This window comes from Motilimonas pumila (assembly GCF_003596335.1).
GTDB lineage: Bacteria > Pseudomonadota > Gammaproteobacteria > Enterobacterales > CBDFNC01 > Motilimonas > Motilimonas pumila.
Map to the genome: position 1 here is coordinate 10,818 of NZ_QZCH01000013.1, position 17,123 is coordinate 27,940.

Sequence of the window (17,123 nt, forward strand, 5' to 3'; positions counted from 1 at the left end):
CGCTTAAGCCATTAATACCAGCTCATTATCAGTCACTTTTTGCGAGGCCTTGCTGTTGCATTAACCACCATACGTCTTGTGGCCAAGGCACCTCATAGCCGTAAAAACCGTAAGACTGAGAGCTGTGGCCTGGCTTTTTATCATGCAGTCGCTGCGCCATAGTTTGTAAGATAGCGCGCCATTGTGGCTGGGTGTCATACCATTCTGGATGGGCTATCAGCCCTTGGCTAAGGCGCTGCTGATAGGCTTGATCGAGATACAACATGGCGTACATGAGTTGGAATCCGCCGCTGCCATAACTGCGTATTACTTCCGAATAAGCAAAGCTCTGCCTGTCATGGTTATAGCCGTATTTCACCAAATAATTTAGCGCTTGCCATAAGGTGTCGTGCAGCTTGTCGCTATTGATGCTAGAGCCAATCATCTGGTCGTGCTGGTGGTATTGCAACATGGCGCTCATTAACGCCCCTGCCATCCAAGGTATGGCGCCGTTAGAGTCTGTGCCTCCGTGGTTGTCCATTTTTGTCATGGTCCAATATCCGGTGCCTTGGGCGGCGTCGTTAATGCCCAGTATTTCGCCGTCGATACGCCGCGCTATGGGGGTATCGAACCACTGCATGACGTAATGCATCATTTGACCTGCAACGCGGCGATGATATTCGTGGTCATTGCTGATCCTGACATATTCGTTCATCACGTATAACGGCCAGCCATAGTCTCGTTCTGCTTCGCGATATTTGGCTTGATCAAACGGCAAGGTGAAGCTGGTTTGTAATAAAAACTGCCACCAGCGGGCGATGTTTTCAATCACTTCACGGCTGCGGCTATCTCCCGTCAGTAAGTAGTAGTCGGTTAGGCCACTAATGTGCGCATGGCCGGTATGTAAATTGCGGGCGTAGTGATCAATGTTTTCATGGTTGAGCGCATAAATCTCCCCCGGCGGCTGAGGGCCATTGGTTTTCCAATAACCGCTGCGGCTACTGTGGCTGACGTCAATGTCCATAAAGTGGCGCGTCGCGCGTTCGGCCATGTCGAACCAAGTATTATCTTGGGTTCTGAGGTATTGCTTAAAGTGGCTGTTTGAGCCTACGTGGGTATCGTTGTAAAAGCTGGGAATACGCACGCCATTGCTGACTCCGGCCCAGCCTGCACGTAATCGATCACCAAAATCACGCCAGCCGTATTGTTTGGCCGGGCGGCCTTCTTGCCAGCTGCGATTAAGCACCGAGTATTTCAACCAAGCGTCGTAACCGGTACTGGCTTCTTGGTCTGCCTCGGTCAGCTGGCCAAATACGCCGGAGGTTAAGTAGCGCGACTGTGGTGCCGTGAGGTTTAGACCATTGCGTTGATAGCTGTCGTTGGCTGCCTGTAAAGTGCTTGCAGGCAGCGCCGCAGCACTAAAATGGAACCGAAAACGGGACGTTTTGGCCAGACCCGGTCGACGGTTGTAAAAGGTGTTGGGCCTTTGATATTGCGTGCCTACGTGGTCCGGATAGGTTAAATCTGGCTGCCCTATGTGGCGATCTGGGTGCAGGTAAATAAACAAGTCTTGATTAGACACTTGTATTTCATTGGGGAAGTTTTGCCAAAAATCTTCCACCATTACCGTCAGTTGGCTGTGCGCTTGATTAACGGCCAACCAACCGTCTGCCTTGGCGCCATTAGCCATGCCTGAGGCTGTAAAGTCATGGCCTTGAAAGCTGCCATTATCATAGTTAAATTGGCCAGCTTGATGCACAAACCTCGGTTGAGATAAGTCTTGCTGGTGAACTTGGCCATCAATACCGGCAAGCACCTGACTGGCCGTTTGTGAGCGTTGCCATTCAAGCCCATACTGGCTCACGCTTAGGGCTAATTGTGGCGACTTGTCGTACACCTGATTATGCCTGTCATCAATTAAAGTGTATTCCCAGTCTAGGCTGCTGGCCTGCGCAAGGGCTGTGATGCGCACGATATAACGGGTTAATACCTCCCCTTCGTCATTGCGCAGTTCACCGGTAAGTTTGACCACGGTTTTTAGTGGCCCTTGTTGTTCAATCACAATATTACGCGGCGCGGAGCTGGCGCGATAGGTTTGCTGGTTAATCGCGTTAACTAACGCGATATCACCACCACTGAGTTGAACTTCTGTAGCTTCGTATTGGCCATTTTGGTTATGGTCAAAAGCCAAACGAGGAAATGGCTGGCCTTGCTTGGCTAAGGTAAGCTGTATTTTCCCTGTGTCGATAAGCCACTGCTCGTCGCCTTGCACTACGGTGACACCGGCAGCATTGCTACTCGTTGTGACTTGCTGGCCAAACTGTAATTGCATCGCGGCGTGTTGCCCTGTTTGTGGTTGTACCACGACCTCTAAAGATTTAATACTGTTATCCGGCCAGCTGGCTAACCGGCGCACCTGTGATTGCACCACTTGGCCGTGCTGCATGACTCGAACGTTAGACTCGTGCAACAGTTCGCCAAAGCTAAATGGAATACCAGAACTGATGACACCGCCAGGTAATATCAAAGGCCAGTGTTGCGCTAACGTTATATTCCCTAATTGGGTTGCAGGTGGCGGTGTGATACTGGCTGGATAAATGGGGCTAAAGTATTGCTCTACGTCAGGGTTGGGCTCAAGGCTTGGCGCCATAGTGGGCCCACTCGTTGGCAAATTTGGTTCTGTGCTTGGCGTAATACTGGGCGCTGGACTGGGCGTATTGCTCGGCAACGCTGGCGGTTCGCTTGGTTGCACTTGTTGACCAAACCTTAAAGTGTGTTGCCCAGCTCGAGTTAATAAATGCAAGGTTCCTTGATCGGCTTGGTCAAGTGGCGCCGCATAAATGTAATACTGCGCTTGTTGCTCGGCTAATCCGGGCAAGTCTAATTGCACCATGCCGTTTTCATCTGGATAGATATAGGTATAAAAGTCGCTGTTGTTGCCATTTTTACGGCGAATGGTGACACGTTCTTGCGTCATGGCTTGCTGACTATTGTCGTCAATCAAGGTTAACCGGGTGTCACCCACTGCAAAAGCAACCGCGCCATTTTGAGTGATTTCTGCCGTGTTGGCATTATGTTGGTTAAAAGCTTTTGTCAGTAAAATATAGCGTTCGCCTTGAGTTAAACCAGCCAGGCGAAAGTCAACCACGCCCGCCTGATTAGTCCATCCGTCGGTGTGCCAGGTAAAGCGTTGTTGGTTATCGTCGTATTGATATACCCGCACTCGGGTATCTGCAATAACTTGACCGCTAATCGCGTCAGTTAACGTCACCACTAGTTGGTCGGGTAAATATTCTGGCTCACCAAAGGTTAACGTTTGTGTACCGCTTTGTAAGATCGGTTGGCTTATCGCGGTATCAGGATCGTCCAGGGTGTGAGCAATAGCCACATAGCCTTGGCCTTGATCGATATCTGGCAAAGTAAGCTGGATCTGGCCTTGCTCGTCCGTGTTCACGTAGCGGTAGAAGCGACTGGTGAACCCTTGTTGTTGCCGTAACATAATGCGTTGATTTGCTAACGGCTGTTGCTTTACCCCGTCAATAAAGGTCAATAAACTGCTGCCCACAGCAAAGGTGAGTTCACCGGCTTGCTGAATGGGCTCTGAACTCTCAGTGATATTATTAAATACTGTGGTCACTAGTTTGTAAGCAATGCCCTCATTGAGCTTGTCTAAATCAAATTTGGCTTGCCCTTGCGCGTTGGTGTGAGCGTCAGCTTGCCATTTCCAGTAGGTAGGTGACTGCTGAGCGTAAAGCCTAACGCGAGTATCGGCCAAAGACTGGCCAGAAATAGCGTCCACCAAAGACACTTGTAAACCTTGGCCGCCAACGTAAAAGGCATAGTCGCCTGCTGCATTAATAGTGGCTGTGCTCACTCGCTTGCCTGTGTTGGGGCTAATGACCTGCAATAAATACGAAGCATCAGGTAAGTCAGGCAAACTGAGTGACAGCTGGCCGCTGCCATCCAGTTTTTTAGCGGCCCAAAAACGGTACTGGCCAGTTTCACTGAGCTGGCGAACATACACGGTTTGCGGTGCCAGTTTTACGGCTGGCGTGTGGCTGGCATCCCACAAGGTTACGCTGACATTTGAGGTTGATTCGGCGTAACTGAGTGAGCTAAAAATGGTATATATCAGGCCAAAGAAAGCGTTCAATAGCAGCAGCTTTCGTTGGGTGCAATAAGTAGATATGGGATGGCACCGCATAACGTAAGTCCTCTTGGTGATGGGGCGAATACCGCGCTATAACCACAAAGTGGGGGCACTTTATATAGGGTGGCCTGACTTACCCTAGCTGAGGGAAATCTATATGCAACTTAGTGCATAAATCTGTTCAAGCGGAAATATTGATCCCGCAGCATTGAAGGGATCAAGGGTGATAGGTTTAACTATCTGAAAAATATGAAGTTGTTAAAATATGACTGAGATTTAATCGATTAGGATCTAAGTGTCAAAGTGTGATCTTGCTGGGATCTTATTTGCTTGATCTCAGTGGTGTTTGTTTGTGCGCTGAGATCGCTGCAAGCGGCGATCAAGATCGCGTTCAGCGTTGTTTGTTACCAATAGTTCTCACTGCTAAATTGACCGGGCTGTCGCCTTAAGTGTTTGCTCAAGCCGAGGTCTGTCAGTGCTTGTGCACCGTCTTTAACCATGGCAGGGTTGCCGCATAAATAGACAAAACTGCGCTCTGCATTGAGTGTTAACCCGGCCGCTTGCTGTAATGCTTGTTGGCTCAGTAATGCTGGGATCCGGCCCGATAACGCACCTTCATGGTGCTGGCGAGAAACCACTGGAATGTAAGTGAGCTTTCCCTGATAGCGCTTGAGCAGCTCTTGAATATGTTGTTGGTAAACCAATTCTTCTGCGGTGCGCACCGCGTGTACCAAAATTAAGTGCTGATATTGCGCCGCCAATGGACTGGCTAGCATGGCCAAAAAAGGGCCGATGGCGGAGCCTGTAGCCAGCAGCCAAAGGTCGTCGACATTTGGTGGCACCTCCTCCAACGTCATAAACCCTGCTGTAGTTTCACTCAGGTATACCTCATCACCCACAGCCAATTGTTGTAGCCGTGGAGATAGCTGACCGGCGGGGTCGGTAATAACCAAATACTCGGTTTGCTGGTGGTGCTGAGATTGTCCCGGACTGTTGACGATGGAATAGGCGCGGCGTAACCATTCACCTTGTTCATCTGGCAGCGCCAGCTTGGCAAATTGACCGGCTAAATACGGCTTGAGTTGCCCTGCTATTTGAAGGCTAAACAGTTTATCGGTCCAGTCTGTTCTACTGAGCACCTTGCCTTTTATAAAGCCGTGAGGAATATCCGCCATTTGGGTCGCCTTGAGAAAGCTAATTGATAGCTTGAGCTTAGCAGAAGGTGCTGGTTTGCAAGGTGATTTTGAATAGCAGTGAGCGTGAGTGACTTGCTAGCAAAGGTCAAAAAACCGGTCCTTGCGCCCGCAGTGAGTTGCCTTCTCAGGCTGTGGCTCTGGGTTAAGCTTGCTCTTGCGCTAACATGGCTTCTAATTCGGGCTTGGTTTGATAAGCCCAATCTAACCATGCTTGCTCCATAACTAAACCTCGTTGCAAGGTGAGATACACCAACTTAGGTGCTTTGGGTAAATGTGCTGGCTGGGGGAATTTGAGTAAATACTGTTTAAACTGGGCGAGTGTTTGCTCGTGCTCTAAGGTTAGGCGCTCTAAATCAGCCAATATTGCAGTGATATCTGTGCATTCTCCGGCCATAAATTTGGCCAGAAAAGGCGAATTTATGAGCTTTTCTGAGCAGGGTTGTTGCAGCCACTTGAGTAAGGTTTGCTGGCCAGAAGGCGTTACCTGGTAGACTTTCTTATCCGGTTTACCTTGTTGAATGTACTCGGTGCCGGCAATGAGATCAGCCTCCGCCATTTTTTTTAGTTCGCGGTAAATTTGTTGGTGGCTGGCTTGCCAGAAATTAGCAGACTTAGTATCAAACTCTTTGGCTAACTCGTAACCTGTCATGGGGCCTTGTTGCAAAGTAATCAGTAATACGTGTTTTAAGCTCATGCTAGTGCTCACTCACAGGGTTAAATATATATGGCTGCTGTATTTACTGTCGGTAATGCCCGTTGGATCATTTTAACGCGGGCAAGTAAGGCTGTAATCGGTTGATTTTAAGCCTGTTATACCGTACTTTTTATCGTTTCCCTAGCGCCCTCCATAGCCTAAACCAGTTATTTCTGATTGCCCAGAAGAAATGCGCTATCGCTTCGATTAAGCGCTGGCTTGGGCGTATTTTTATGCCATTTTTGGGTATGATGGCGCAACCTTTGTTTACCGAGTGCCCACTTTTGACTTCTATCTTGCAGCAAGTGTTTGGTTTTGATCAGCTTCGTCCCGGCCAATCTGAAGTAGTTAACGCCGTTCTACAAGGCCATTCTGCCGCCGCTATTTTTCCAACTGGATCGGGAAAATCATTATGTTATCAGTTACCTGCTTTGCAGTTACCGCATTTAACATTGGTGATATCTCCCCTGCTTGCGCTGATTAAAGACCAACTCGATTTTTTAGCCAGCAAAGGCATTGCGGCGGCTTCTATTGATTCCAGCCAAAGCTTTGAGCAAGGTCAGCAGGTCATGCAGGGCGTGCGCAATGGCGACATTAAAATATTAATGATTTCGGTTGAACGACTGAAGAACGAACGCTTTCGCAACTTTATTGCTCAAGTACCTATTTCTTTGATGGTGGTAGACGAAGCGCATTGTATTTCTGAGTGGGGCCATAACTTTCGTCCTGATTATTTAAAACTCAGTCAGTATCAGCAGCAATTAAACATTCCTCAAGTGTTGCTGCTCACGGCCACCGCGACGCGTAAAGTCATAGCAGACATGCAGCATAAATTTGCCATTGCCCCTGACAACGTAGTGATCACCGGGTTTTATCGCCCTAATTTGGATCTCAACGTGATTGCCACAGAGGCCCCAGAGCGAATGCATGTATTATCAGATATGATCGCGGATCAACCTGATTTACCCACCATAGTGTATGTCACCCAACAGCAAACAGCGGAACAAGTGGCCCAGCAGCTTGCGCAACAAGGCGTGGCTTGCCGTGCTTATCATGCCGGTATGGATAGTGAGATACGGCAACAAATTCAAGCGGATTTTATGGCCGGTAAATACACTTGCATTACCGCCACGATAGCCTTTGGCATGGGCATAGACAAAGCTGATATTCGCCGCGTGATCCATTACGACTTGCCTAAGTCGATTGAAAATTACAGCCAAGAAATTGGCCGTGCAGGCCGCGACGGATTATCTTCTCAATGCAGCGTGTTGGCCAACAAAGCCAACCTTACAGTGCTAGAAAACTTTGTGTATGGTGACACGCCAGATTTAGCCGCCATTACCGCGCTATTGGCGGAAATAGACGCCTTAAATCAAGGTCAGGGCCAAGGCCAGTGGGAAATAGTATTAACTCGCTTAGCCAGCCAATTAAACGTAAAACAACTGCCTTTAAAAACCCTGCTTGTGTATTTAGAAATGCAAGGCATCATCGCTCCCGCATACAGCTACTTTGCGGAATATAAATTTAAATACATTAGCCCCAAAGAAGCCATTATGGCGCGCTTTGACGGTGAGCGTGGCGAGTTTATACGTGCGTTATTGGCGGCTTCACCGGCGGCGCGAACCTGGTGTACACCAGACTTAGACCGTTTATATCAAAATTATGGCGGCGAACGAAAACGCGCGGTAGCGGCGCTGGATTATTTGCACGAACAAGGCTTAATCCAATTAGAAAGTAAGTTAATGACCGAGGTATACCGCATTACGCAATGGCCGCAGCAGCAACCGGATTTGGCTGCCAAGCTGCATCAATTGTTCTTGCAAAAAGAGCAAAGCGAAATAGATCGCATCGCTGAGTTGATTGGCTTTTTTGAATCGTCTACATGCTTAAGCGCAAGACTGGCGCGCTACTTTGCCGACGAAGCCGCACCTGCTGAATGCGGCCATTGTAGCGTTTGCCGAGGCCAAGTGGCTCAGCTACCCATTGACATTAGTAATAACAATGTCAATAGTGAGCAGTTACTTACTTGGCTGCAACCGTTTCGAGAAAGTTTTCAGCAAAGCTTAGGTTATGCCCCTAGCGCAGCAGCCCAAGGCAAGTTTTTGTGTGGCATTGCCACGCCCGTGCTAACCAAAATAAAAGGCAAAAAGATGGCCGGTTTTGCGCAATTGCAAAACTTTCCCATGGCGCAGGTGATTGCGGCCCTAGAAGAGCTTTAATCTGGTGCAAAAGACATTCGATATGTACGATCTTAGCAGCGGTGTTAGCTGCTAAACCCTGCCAGCTTTGGGTGTGCAACAAATGCAGTATTTGCTCACTTGTTTATGAAAGGGTTTTATTAGCGTTATATACGCTTTGCCGGCTCGGGTTATTAAATTGATCAAGGTTGAGATTGCAAACACTTGCTCTGACAGCTTTAAAACTGATAACTGCATATCTACATTGCGTTCATATATGGCGCAAGCAACGTTATCTACTTTGGCGGACTCTATGGTTAAGCAGCCTGCCCCATTTCCCGTGTTTTGATTTAAGGCGCTCGAATGAGTTGCCCAAATGCTGTCTAGCGTAGCTTTTGTGTTTACGTGTTCTGATGCAGGTTCGAGTTTCACCAATTCACGCTCGGGTTTTGTTCATTTTATGACTTATTCAGGTTAAGGTGATCGGGTATTTTTTACTGCACTTAATCGGGAAAGCATGGACAGTTTACTCACCTTTTTTGGCTTGGCGGTCATGGCTTTTTTATTTGGCGGCGCGGGTTTAGCTTGGTATAGCTTTAGTCAGCTAAAGCAAGCCAACCGGCGCATTGACGCACTAAACCAAGCGGTGACTGATTTAAAGCAATTATTGGCCAAGTCGGATGCTACCCAACAGAATGCTGCCAGTGCTCCTTTGCAACCTGTTGATGAAGCGCCCGCCTCTGGCTCGCCGGTTGAATCAGCGCTGGAGCTTGCAACAGAGTCTGAGCTGCGGCCACCCAAAGAAGGTCGCGACAGTCTAGCATGTAAGGCGCCAAACGCCGTTGTACCTGTTCAGGTCGCAACCCATTCGAGTTCTGATCAGCGGGCGTCAGATGCTGCTAATACGTCGGAGAAAAAAGATCGCAGAGCGGTTAATAATAAAGACAAACCACCGCACCCTGCTCCTTCGCATACGCCAAGGCCAAGTTTAACAGAGCGTTTCGAGGCATTTATTGCAAACAATGGTTTGCTGTGGATAGGCGGTGCCATTTTGGCTCTTGGCGGTGTGTTTTTAGCCAAATATTCAGTGGAAGCTGGGTTGGTTTCTATTGCCACCCGGTTGGTTTTTGGCGGGGTATTTGCCGCGGCTTTGGTGCTGTTGGCGGAGTACTTATACCGTAAGCAAGGTGGTCAAAGTGGTGTATTAACTACCTGCGCAGCCCTTGCCAGTGGCGGGGTTATCACGGGGTTTGCCTTGGTCTTGGTAACATTTACGTATTATCAGTTTATTTCCTCTGCTCTGGCTTTTGCTGGCTTAGCCTTTATTTCACTGTTGGCCACAGCGCTGGCGCTACGCTACGGTCCCTTATTGGCGGTGATTGGCATTATTGGCGCGTATGCCGTGCCAGCTTTAGTTAATACGGACAGCAATAATCTATTTGCTTTGCTGATGTACGTGAATTTAGTGTCTTGCGCAGCTATGTGGGTAGCGCAAAAGGTACAAAAAGACTGGCTGTGGTGGCAAAGTTTTACGGGCCATTTTTTATGGTTGGCAGTGAGTATCGCGGTGGGTGAGTCAGGCGATATATGGTTGATTTTCGCCACCATGGTCGTGGGGCTTTACCTTTACATTGTGGCAGGTGTATTGGGCTGGCGATTCAGTGAGAGCAATGGGCAAGCGTTAGCGGTCAAGGTGTTATTAATGCCTCGTAAAGAGCAACTTGCGATTATTTTAAGCGTGATGGGTTTAGTGGCGTTTTATGCGCTGCACGGTTTTGCGCCTAGCCTTATTTGGGTGTGTGCTTTGCTGGCTGTTCTGTGCGCGTGGCTGCCCTTGCGCCATAGTGCTTTTGACGCTTGGCCTTTTGTTGCTTTGGCCTTTTGCGGTTACGTCATCATGATGTATCCACTCCCCGCTTCTGGTGCGACTCTTTCGGTGTTCGCTGGCGCGTTTGGATTTACCCAGTTCGCCGCTTGGCTGTGTTTTGGCTATGGCTGGTTTATGATGAAGCGATATCCAAAGCGACTGAGCTATTGCTTGTTTAGCGCGGTTTCGTCCTTGTGTGTGTTTGGACTGTCTTACGTTATCTCGCCGCTGGCCATTTCAGCCCAGCTATACCCATTATGGAGTGGCCACTTACTAGTGATGGCAGCGGCGGCCATTTGGTTGGGCCAGCAAGGACTGTCGGCATACGGCAAGGCAGCCTTATGGGTATTGGCCAACACTCATTTAGCCTTGGTGCTGAGCATGTGGTTAAATGCTAGCACGCTCACATTAGCGCTCTGTGGTCAGTTGGTGTTATTAGCTTATTACCAAAAGTCTTATCAACTGGCTTTTCCGAGTTGGCTTACCAAAATCGGTTTGAGTCTGGTTTTATTGCGAGTTACTTTGGCGCCATTTACTCCCGAATACAGCCAAGAGAACGTCTTGTCGGTGCATTGGAGCTTGGTGGTTCTGCCGCTGATGCTGGCTTTTATTTTTGCCGCTTATCGTTTGCAAACCAATCGGGCGCTAAAAAACTGGTTAGAAGGGGCGCTGATGCATTTGTTGGCGTTATTTGTCACTTTAGAGACCAGTTATTACTTGATTGGTGACTACCCTAGCCTGCAACATTTAAGCTTTAAAGAAATGGCGGCGTTATCAATGAACTGGCTGGTGCTTGGCACGGTTTATTGGTGGCGTTATCGCATCAGCCAACGGGATCTCTACTTGATTGCTGGCAGTTTTTTAGCGGGTGCCAGCGGCATTTTGCACGTCGCGATTTTATGGCAATACAACCCTTGGTTCAGCGCCATTGATGTGGGCCCTTACCTGTTGTTCAACTGGGTATCTGTTTTGTGGTTGGTACCTTTGGTTATGCTCTCTGTGGCGTTGAAATACGGCTTAATCCCTGCCCGCTTGCAGTTGGATATTAGGTTTATTTATGGGCTAATTGCACTGTTTTGCTTTTTATTTGTAAACGCCACGGTGCGCACTGTGTTTCAACAGCAATTTATTATGGTGCAATTAACCACCAGCCAAGCAGAGCTTTATACCTACTCTGCCGTGTGGTTATTGATTGCAGCCAGCTTGGTGGTGTTAGGGCAACGCTTAGCGCAAAGCCCCCTTTACCAAAGCGGTTTTGCGATATTACTGGTAGTGATCTTAAAAGCCTTTTTAGTCGACATGGCACACTTAGACGGCCTTTATCGTGCTATCTCCTTTATTGGCCTTGGTTTGTCTTTGGTTGGCTTAGGCTGGCTTTTTACCCGAGTGCGCAGCCATTAATCCTGGTCTCGCCTTAGGTGGGTTATTACCCGCCTAAGGCATACTGATGTCAGGCTTCTTGCCCAGTGCAGCTCATGGTTATTAGTCATCATATTGAACATGAAGGGCGGCTTTAGCTCGCTATTTTACAATCGCTGAACCGTCACATTTACTGCTTAAGCCCCCTCTTCGCCTGTGACGTTTTTTACCCTGTTGAACTGCCTCTAGTTGGTAAGACGATCGAGATAATAAATGTAATGTTATAATATAACATTTTGTTTGTTATCCTAAGCGCATTCCACCCTCTATATAAGGCAACATCCACGGGCTGTTGGCACTTAATTGGCGCCTGAGCCTGTTTGTTAAGGCACCACATGCAACGAGATTTTTTTATTGGCTTAGAACAGTTAAAGCACGGCTCGGCCATTGATTTAGGTGAGGTTATTGCCCATTTGGCTTTTAATGAACAAGGGCTGATTCCTGTTATCAGTCAAGATGCTAGCAGCGGTGAAGTACTGATGTTTGCTTGGATGAACCAAGCCGCATTGCTGCAAACCTTAGCAACCCAACGCATGACTTATTGGTCACGGTCGCGACAACAGCTGTGGGTAAAAGGGGAAAGCAGTGGCCATTGTCAGCAGCTTATTGATATGTCGTTTGATTGCGATGGGGACGTGGTGCTGTGTCGAATTCAGCAACAAGGCCCGGCTTGTCATACCGGCAGACCATCTTGCTTTTATTTGGATGTGGAACACGACGCGCAACAAGTAATAGTGAAAGGAGAATACCAAGTATCATGACTGCCACCTTGATAAAACATGCCCGTATCGTGAATGAGGGTAAAATAACGGAATTAGACCTGCGTATTCTAGGTCAACGTATCGACAAGATAGCCCCTGAAATAAGCGCTCAAGCGACAGACACTGTGATTGACGCCAATGGCAGCTATTTACTGCCGGGCATGATAGATGACCAAGTGCATTTTAGAGAGCCGGGCTTAACCCATAAAGGCTCTATTGCGACCGAGTCAAAAGCCGCGGTAGCGGGGGGCATAACCAGTTACATGGAAATGCCGAATGTAAATCCTTCTACCACAGATCTTGACGCGTTGGCCCATAAATACGCCATTGCTCGGCAGCACTCGGCGGCGAATTATGCCTTCTATTTAGGCGCAACAGAAAATAACCTTGAGCAGATTAAACGTTTAGATCCGCGTCAACACTGTGGCGTTAAGGTGTTTATGGGGGCGTCTACCGGTGACTTGTTGGTTGAACACCCACAAGCGTTAGACGCGATCTTTCGTGAATCGCCGGTATTGATTGTGACGCATTGCGAAAGCAGCCCGCAGATCGCAGTGAATCAAGCGCGAGTGCTCGCTCAGAAAAACGAGCTGACCATTGCAGACCATCCCGTGATCCGCGATGCTGCAGCGTGTTATGCCTCGTCTTCTTACGCGGTGGATTTGGCCAAAAAATACCAAAGCCAATTGCATGTTTTGCACATTACCACGGCCAAAGAGTTGAGCTTATTCAGTGCCGGCCCCCTTGCACAAAAGCACATTACCGCCGAAGCGTGTGTGCATCACTTGTGGTTTAGTGAGCAAGACTATGCTGAACGTGGCAACCTCATAAAATGTAACCCGGCGATAAAGGCGCTTAGCGATCGCGATGCCTTAATTCAAGCCTTGCACAGCAATCAGATTGATATCATTGCTACCGACCATGCGCCGCATACCCTAGCTGAAAAGCAAGTGCCTTATGCCCAAGCCCCCGCGGGTTTGCCTTTGGTACAACACGCCTTGTTAACCTTGTTTGATCACGTTAAGCAGCAACGCATGAGCCTAACCCAAGTGGTGGAGAAAACCGCCCATAACCCAGCCATTCGCTATGGTGTGGAGCAGCGTGGTTATGTAAGAGAAGGGTACTTTGCCGATTTAGTGTTGGTGGATGCCGCTGCAGCAACGCCTGTGACTCATGCTAACTGCTTGTATCACTGCGGCTGGACACCTTTTGATGGCCACGAGTTTTCGGCCAAGATACAGCGTACTTGGGTAAATGGGATGCAAGTGTTTGACGGCAAAGAGGTTATCACACACGCCGACAATGCCATGGCGCTGCGTTTTAACTCATAACGCAAGCGTTTTAACTTTTAACGCAAGCGTTTTAACTTTTAACGCAAGCGTTTTAACTTTTAACGCAAGCGTTTTAACTTTTAACGCAAGCGTTTTAACTTTTAACGCAAGCGTTTTAACTTTTAACGCAAGCGTTTTAACTTTTAACGCAAGCGTTTTAACTCATAACGCTGGCACATTACTATCAACCGCTGGCAAACCGAGTTAATCGGCAAGCCGCGGTGATGGGGCTGCCTAGATCACGGCTGCACGGTGATCTTGTCGGCCAATGCTAATGCTAAATCTGCTGCGCTGTAGGCGCTTTCGTTAATAAAGTGCGGGTACACAGTTTGGTCACCTTGGTAAGGGAATTCGCTGCCATCAAGGCCTATGAACATGGGATCGCCTGGGTTTAAGGCGTGGTAGTCTTTACCGCAAATCGCGGGGTGTACCATGGCGGCCCGGTGACCTTTTTCATCAAGGGGAAAGGCCACTTCTTGTAGCAATCTAAAGGCTTCATATGCGGGCAGCTGTGGCAATTGGTTTTGGTTGTGCAAGTCAATAAAGTCCAACACCGCCGTTAGCATTTTTTTCATTAATTGCAAACAGTCGTGTTGCAACACGCCATGAGATTGCGCGCCAATTTCTAACATGATGCCCGCGCCGCCTAGGGTGCACAGATAAGGATGCGAGGTAAGGGGCTGTTGGTCTTCAAACAGAATGTAAGCTTCCGGCATTTGTTGTTTTACAAACGCGCCCATTTGTTGGTAGAAGGGGCTGCTCTCAAGTAAGATCAACGTGGCGCCCATGTGGCTCGTGGTATTGTGCATATCCACGACTAACTGCTGTGGCACTTGGTCGTATTGCGCGGTGAGCTGCTGGGCAATCTTCACTTCATTTAAGCTGGCGTCTGCCGCTTCTGGCGTTAAAAACTGACGGTTTAGGTCTTGGTCAACAAAACGCACGTTACGTTTTACCGCCGCTGGGTTGGCGATAATGCTCTGGGTAGTAAAGCTTGCTCGCTGCGCCTGGTATAAGCCTTGCTCAATCAGTTTGTTGACATAAATGCCAGAAAGCTCATTGCCATGCGTGCCCGCTACTAACAATACCTGTTTGAAGTTATCCATTGTTTGACCCTTATAAAATTCGCCGACGCCAGCGCGCGTAAATGTAACGTTACTTTATAACAAGTGGCCATTGAGTGGAAAGGCTGTTGCTATGGCGCATTCAATCTAAATGAGCCAGCATCGCCAATAACTCTTGGTCGAGTTGCTGAAACGACTGCAAACCTTTCATTTCAACTTTTTGTTCACCGACGAACAAGGTTGGCGTGGCAGTCACACGGTATTGCTGACACAACTCAGGGTGTTGTTCTACTTCGATATAATGAATATCCACCTGATGTTTAGCGGCAAAGGTGTCTAGGTGTTGCTTCATTATTTCGCAGGGTTTGCAGCGATAAGAAAAAAACACTGACATGTCGGCGTTTAACTCGGCGTGTGCTTGAAAGGATAGTAGGAACAGTAATATCAGCTTTTTCATCATATCTCCAAGGTGGCGTCAGCACTACAAGGCGCAGGCTGTAATGGCCAAGCAGTGTAACTTGGTCATGGATTTCGCCGCCTCAGTGATGCGATTAGAAATGCTTAGAAATCGTGATGTTCGGCCGTCACCTTGGTTACAATGGAAAAGCGATTAGCGGGTTTCACTCCAACCTGAGTAGCTGACCCAGCTTGGAATATTGCGGGGGTCGCCCCAGGTTTTTATAAATTTCGGAAAGCTTTGTGGGCAGGCCACATTAAGGTGAACTTGGCACCATTCGTTTAATTTCCAATGGGAATTAAAACCTTCTTGATAGGCGTCATAAGCAAGGTGACAGCGCTTCCAAAAAGCGTCGTTGGCTTGGCCGCGTACGGCTTCCCACGGATAAGAAGGGGTGTCGTCGACCAATGAGTATGCCGCGTTACCCATTAAATGCAGTAATTTGCTGATGTTTTCTACGCCGATTTCTTTCACCGACAAGGTCTTTATGGCTTCAATATCAGCGCCCACTTTGGCCGCCACGCGATGGATTAAAAAGTCGGTGTCTAGCTTGGTGCAAATGTCGTAGCCAATCCAATCAAGGCGGTCGAATACCGCGTCACGATAATCGTCTTTGCTAAATTGCTTTTCACGCAGCGCACGGCGGTATTCCACCGATTTCTTGTTTTTGTCGCTGATGAAAGATTGCAGGTGAGGGTAGTCATTTAAACTGGATGGATTCTGCGCCAATAACTCCAGTAATTTGTCCGTATCGATCAATAAAGAGCCGAGTTCGGCTTGGGTTTTTTTATCCATTTTCACGCCTTAATTCGCAACTTAACCCTATGGTAGCGCATGTCTTTGTGTGTGACGTTAGGAGATGATCAAAGTTATGCGCAAAGTTGCCCATTTGCGAGCGATGAACAGGCAACTTGAGCCACTGTTCATCGCCGTTTACGCTTTAGGCTAGCGAGGCGTAATCTGTATAACCTTTGGCGTCTCCGCCGTATAAAGTGTCCATGTCTGGTTGATTGAGCGGGGCGTTTTGCTTAAAGCGCTCGGCCAAATCAGGGTTAGCAATATAAGGCATGCCAAACGACACCAGCTCGCTTTGGCCTTGCTTTAAACTGGCTTCTGCAGATTCAGGAGAGTAGCCGCCATTGGCCATGTAGGCACCATTAAATGCTTGTTTTAGAGAGCCAAAATCAAAACTATGGTCGCGTTCTCCGGCGAAGGCCTCTACCACGTGTAAGTAACCTAATTGGTAAGCATTTAGCTGTTTAATTAACTCATCAAACAAGGCTTGAGGGTTGCTCTCACTCATGGAATTAAAGGTGCCTGTTGGCGAGATGCGAATGCCCACTTGTTGAGCGTTCCATACCTGAGTGACAGCGGCAACCACTTCCATGGTTAAGCGAATGCGATTGGAGATGCTGCCACCGTACGCGTCTTGGCGTAGGTTGGTGCCGTCTTTTAGAAACTGATCGAGTAAATACCCGTTGGCAGCATGAATTTCAATGCCATCAAAGCCCGCAGCCTTGGCGTTCAATGCGCCTTGTCGATATTGCTCAACAATGGCTGGAATGTCGTTAATGTCGAGTGCGCGCGGCGTTTCAAAGTCCACAAAGCCTTGCTCGGTAAAGGCTTGTCCTTCAGGTTTGATAGCTGAAGGCGCAACAGGCAGCTCGCCATTGGGTTGCAACGCAGGATGTGAAATACGACCAACGTGCCACAGCTGGGCAAAGATTTTGCCACCTTGCTGATGCACGGCTTGAGTTACTTGTTGCCAGCCTTGAATTTGCTCTTCACTGTATATGCCAGGGGTGAACGCATAACCTTTACCTTGAGGCGAGATTTGGGTGGCTTCGCTGATGATCAACGCTGCGGATGCGCGTTGTTGATAATACTCAGCGTTCATTGGTTGCGGCACGTCGCCTGGTTGGGCAGCCCGCGAGCGGGTCAGTGGGGCCATGACAATGCGGTGTGGTAAAGACAGGTTGCCCAGTTGTAACGGGGTAAATAAATGTTGATAACGCATGGGGGTATTCC

General features: G+C 48.5%; 12 protein-coding genes. 4 read left to right on the top strand and 8 right to left on the bottom strand.

Going from position 1 to position 17,123, the window contains the following annotated elements:
* Positions 1-28 precede the first annotated feature (28 nt).
* The 3 genes from D1Z90_RS10920 to D1Z90_RS10930 all read right to left on the bottom strand — a co-directional run bounded on the left by D1Z90_RS10920 (position 29) and on the right by D1Z90_RS10930 (position 6,019).
* The gene (locus D1Z90_RS10920) at positions 29-4,132 is read right to left on the bottom strand and encodes an exo-rhamnogalacturonan lyase family protein (RefSeq protein ID WP_119910796.1); all 4,104 of its coding nucleotides are present in this window, start codon (positions 4,130-4,132) and stop codon (positions 29-31) included.
* Positions 4,133-4,533: 401 nt separating this feature from the next.
* A complete protein-coding gene (locus D1Z90_RS10925; RefSeq protein ID WP_119910797.1) occupies positions 4,534-5,304 on the bottom strand; it encodes a ferredoxin--NADP reductase in 771 nt (256 codons plus the stop codon).
* A gap of 163 nt (positions 5,305-5,467) precedes the next feature.
* Positions 5,468-6,019: a PadR family transcriptional regulator gene (locus D1Z90_RS10930; protein WP_119910798.1), complete on the bottom strand. Its 552-nt coding sequence runs from the start codon at positions 6,017-6,019 to the stop codon at positions 5,468-5,470.
* A 233-nt stretch (positions 6,020-6,252) separates the two neighbouring features.
* On the opposite strand from D1Z90_RS10930, the gene D1Z90_RS10935 reads away from it, so the two are divergent.
* Positions 6,253-8,238 (top strand): RecQ family ATP-dependent DNA helicase, encoded by a 1,986-nt coding sequence (locus tag D1Z90_RS10935; RefSeq protein ID WP_232525241.1) that lies wholly within the window; start codon positions 6,253-6,255, stop codon positions 8,236-8,238.
* Positions 8,239-8,289: 51 nt separating this feature from the next.
* On the opposite strand, the gene D1Z90_RS22070 is transcribed toward D1Z90_RS10935, so the two are convergent.
* Positions 8,290-8,628, bottom strand: coding sequence for a DUF2867 domain-containing protein (locus D1Z90_RS22070; protein WP_198419138.1), 339 nt, complete (start codon positions 8,626-8,628; stop codon positions 8,290-8,292).
* A gap of 85 nt (positions 8,629-8,713) precedes the next feature.
* Here D1Z90_RS22070 and D1Z90_RS10945 point away from each other — a divergent pair, with 85 nt between their 5' ends.
* From D1Z90_RS10945 to D1Z90_RS10955, 3 genes are all read left to right on the top strand, one after another.
* On the top strand, positions 8,714-11,464 hold the full coding sequence (locus tag D1Z90_RS10945; RefSeq protein ID WP_119910800.1) for a DUF2339 domain-containing protein: 2,751 nt from the start codon (positions 8,714-8,716) through the stop codon (positions 11,462-11,464).
* 353 nt (positions 11,465-11,817) lie between these two features.
* Positions 11,818-12,243, top strand: a complete 426-nt coding sequence (gene hisI, locus D1Z90_RS10950) for a phosphoribosyl-AMP cyclohydrolase (protein ID WP_119910801.1) — start codon at positions 11,818-11,820, stop codon at positions 12,241-12,243.
* Positions 12,240-13,574 carry a dihydroorotase gene (locus D1Z90_RS10955; protein ID WP_119910802.1) on the top strand — a complete coding sequence of 445 codons (1,335 nt, stop codon included), beginning with the start codon at positions 12,240-12,242 and terminating at the stop codon, positions 13,572-13,574. The genes hisI and D1Z90_RS10955 overlap by 4 nt, the downstream gene beginning before the upstream one ends.
* 239 nt (positions 13,575-13,813) lie before the next feature.
* Here D1Z90_RS10955 and D1Z90_RS10965 read toward each other — a convergent pair whose 3' ends face one another.
* From D1Z90_RS10965 to D1Z90_RS10980, 4 genes are all read right to left on the bottom strand, one after another.
* Complete coding sequence (locus D1Z90_RS10965) at positions 13,814-14,680, bottom strand: aspartoacylase (protein WP_119910804.1); 867 nt, start codon at positions 14,678-14,680, stop codon at positions 13,814-13,816.
* A 100-nt stretch (positions 14,681-14,780) separates the two neighbouring features.
* On the bottom strand, positions 14,781-15,095 hold the full coding sequence (locus tag D1Z90_RS10970; protein ID WP_158587105.1) for a thioredoxin family protein: 315 nt from the start codon (positions 15,093-15,095) through the stop codon (positions 14,781-14,783).
* A 153-nt stretch (positions 15,096-15,248) separates the two neighbouring features.
* Entirely contained in the window at positions 15,249-15,890 is a 642-nt protein-coding gene (locus D1Z90_RS10975) for a hypothetical protein (protein WP_119910806.1), read from the bottom strand.
* Between the two features lie 145 nt (positions 15,891-16,035).
* Positions 16,036-17,112 (bottom strand): alkene reductase, encoded by a 1,077-nt coding sequence (locus D1Z90_RS10980; protein ID WP_119910807.1) that lies wholly within the window; start codon positions 17,110-17,112, stop codon positions 16,036-16,038.
* Positions 17,113-17,123 lie beyond the last annotated feature (11 nt).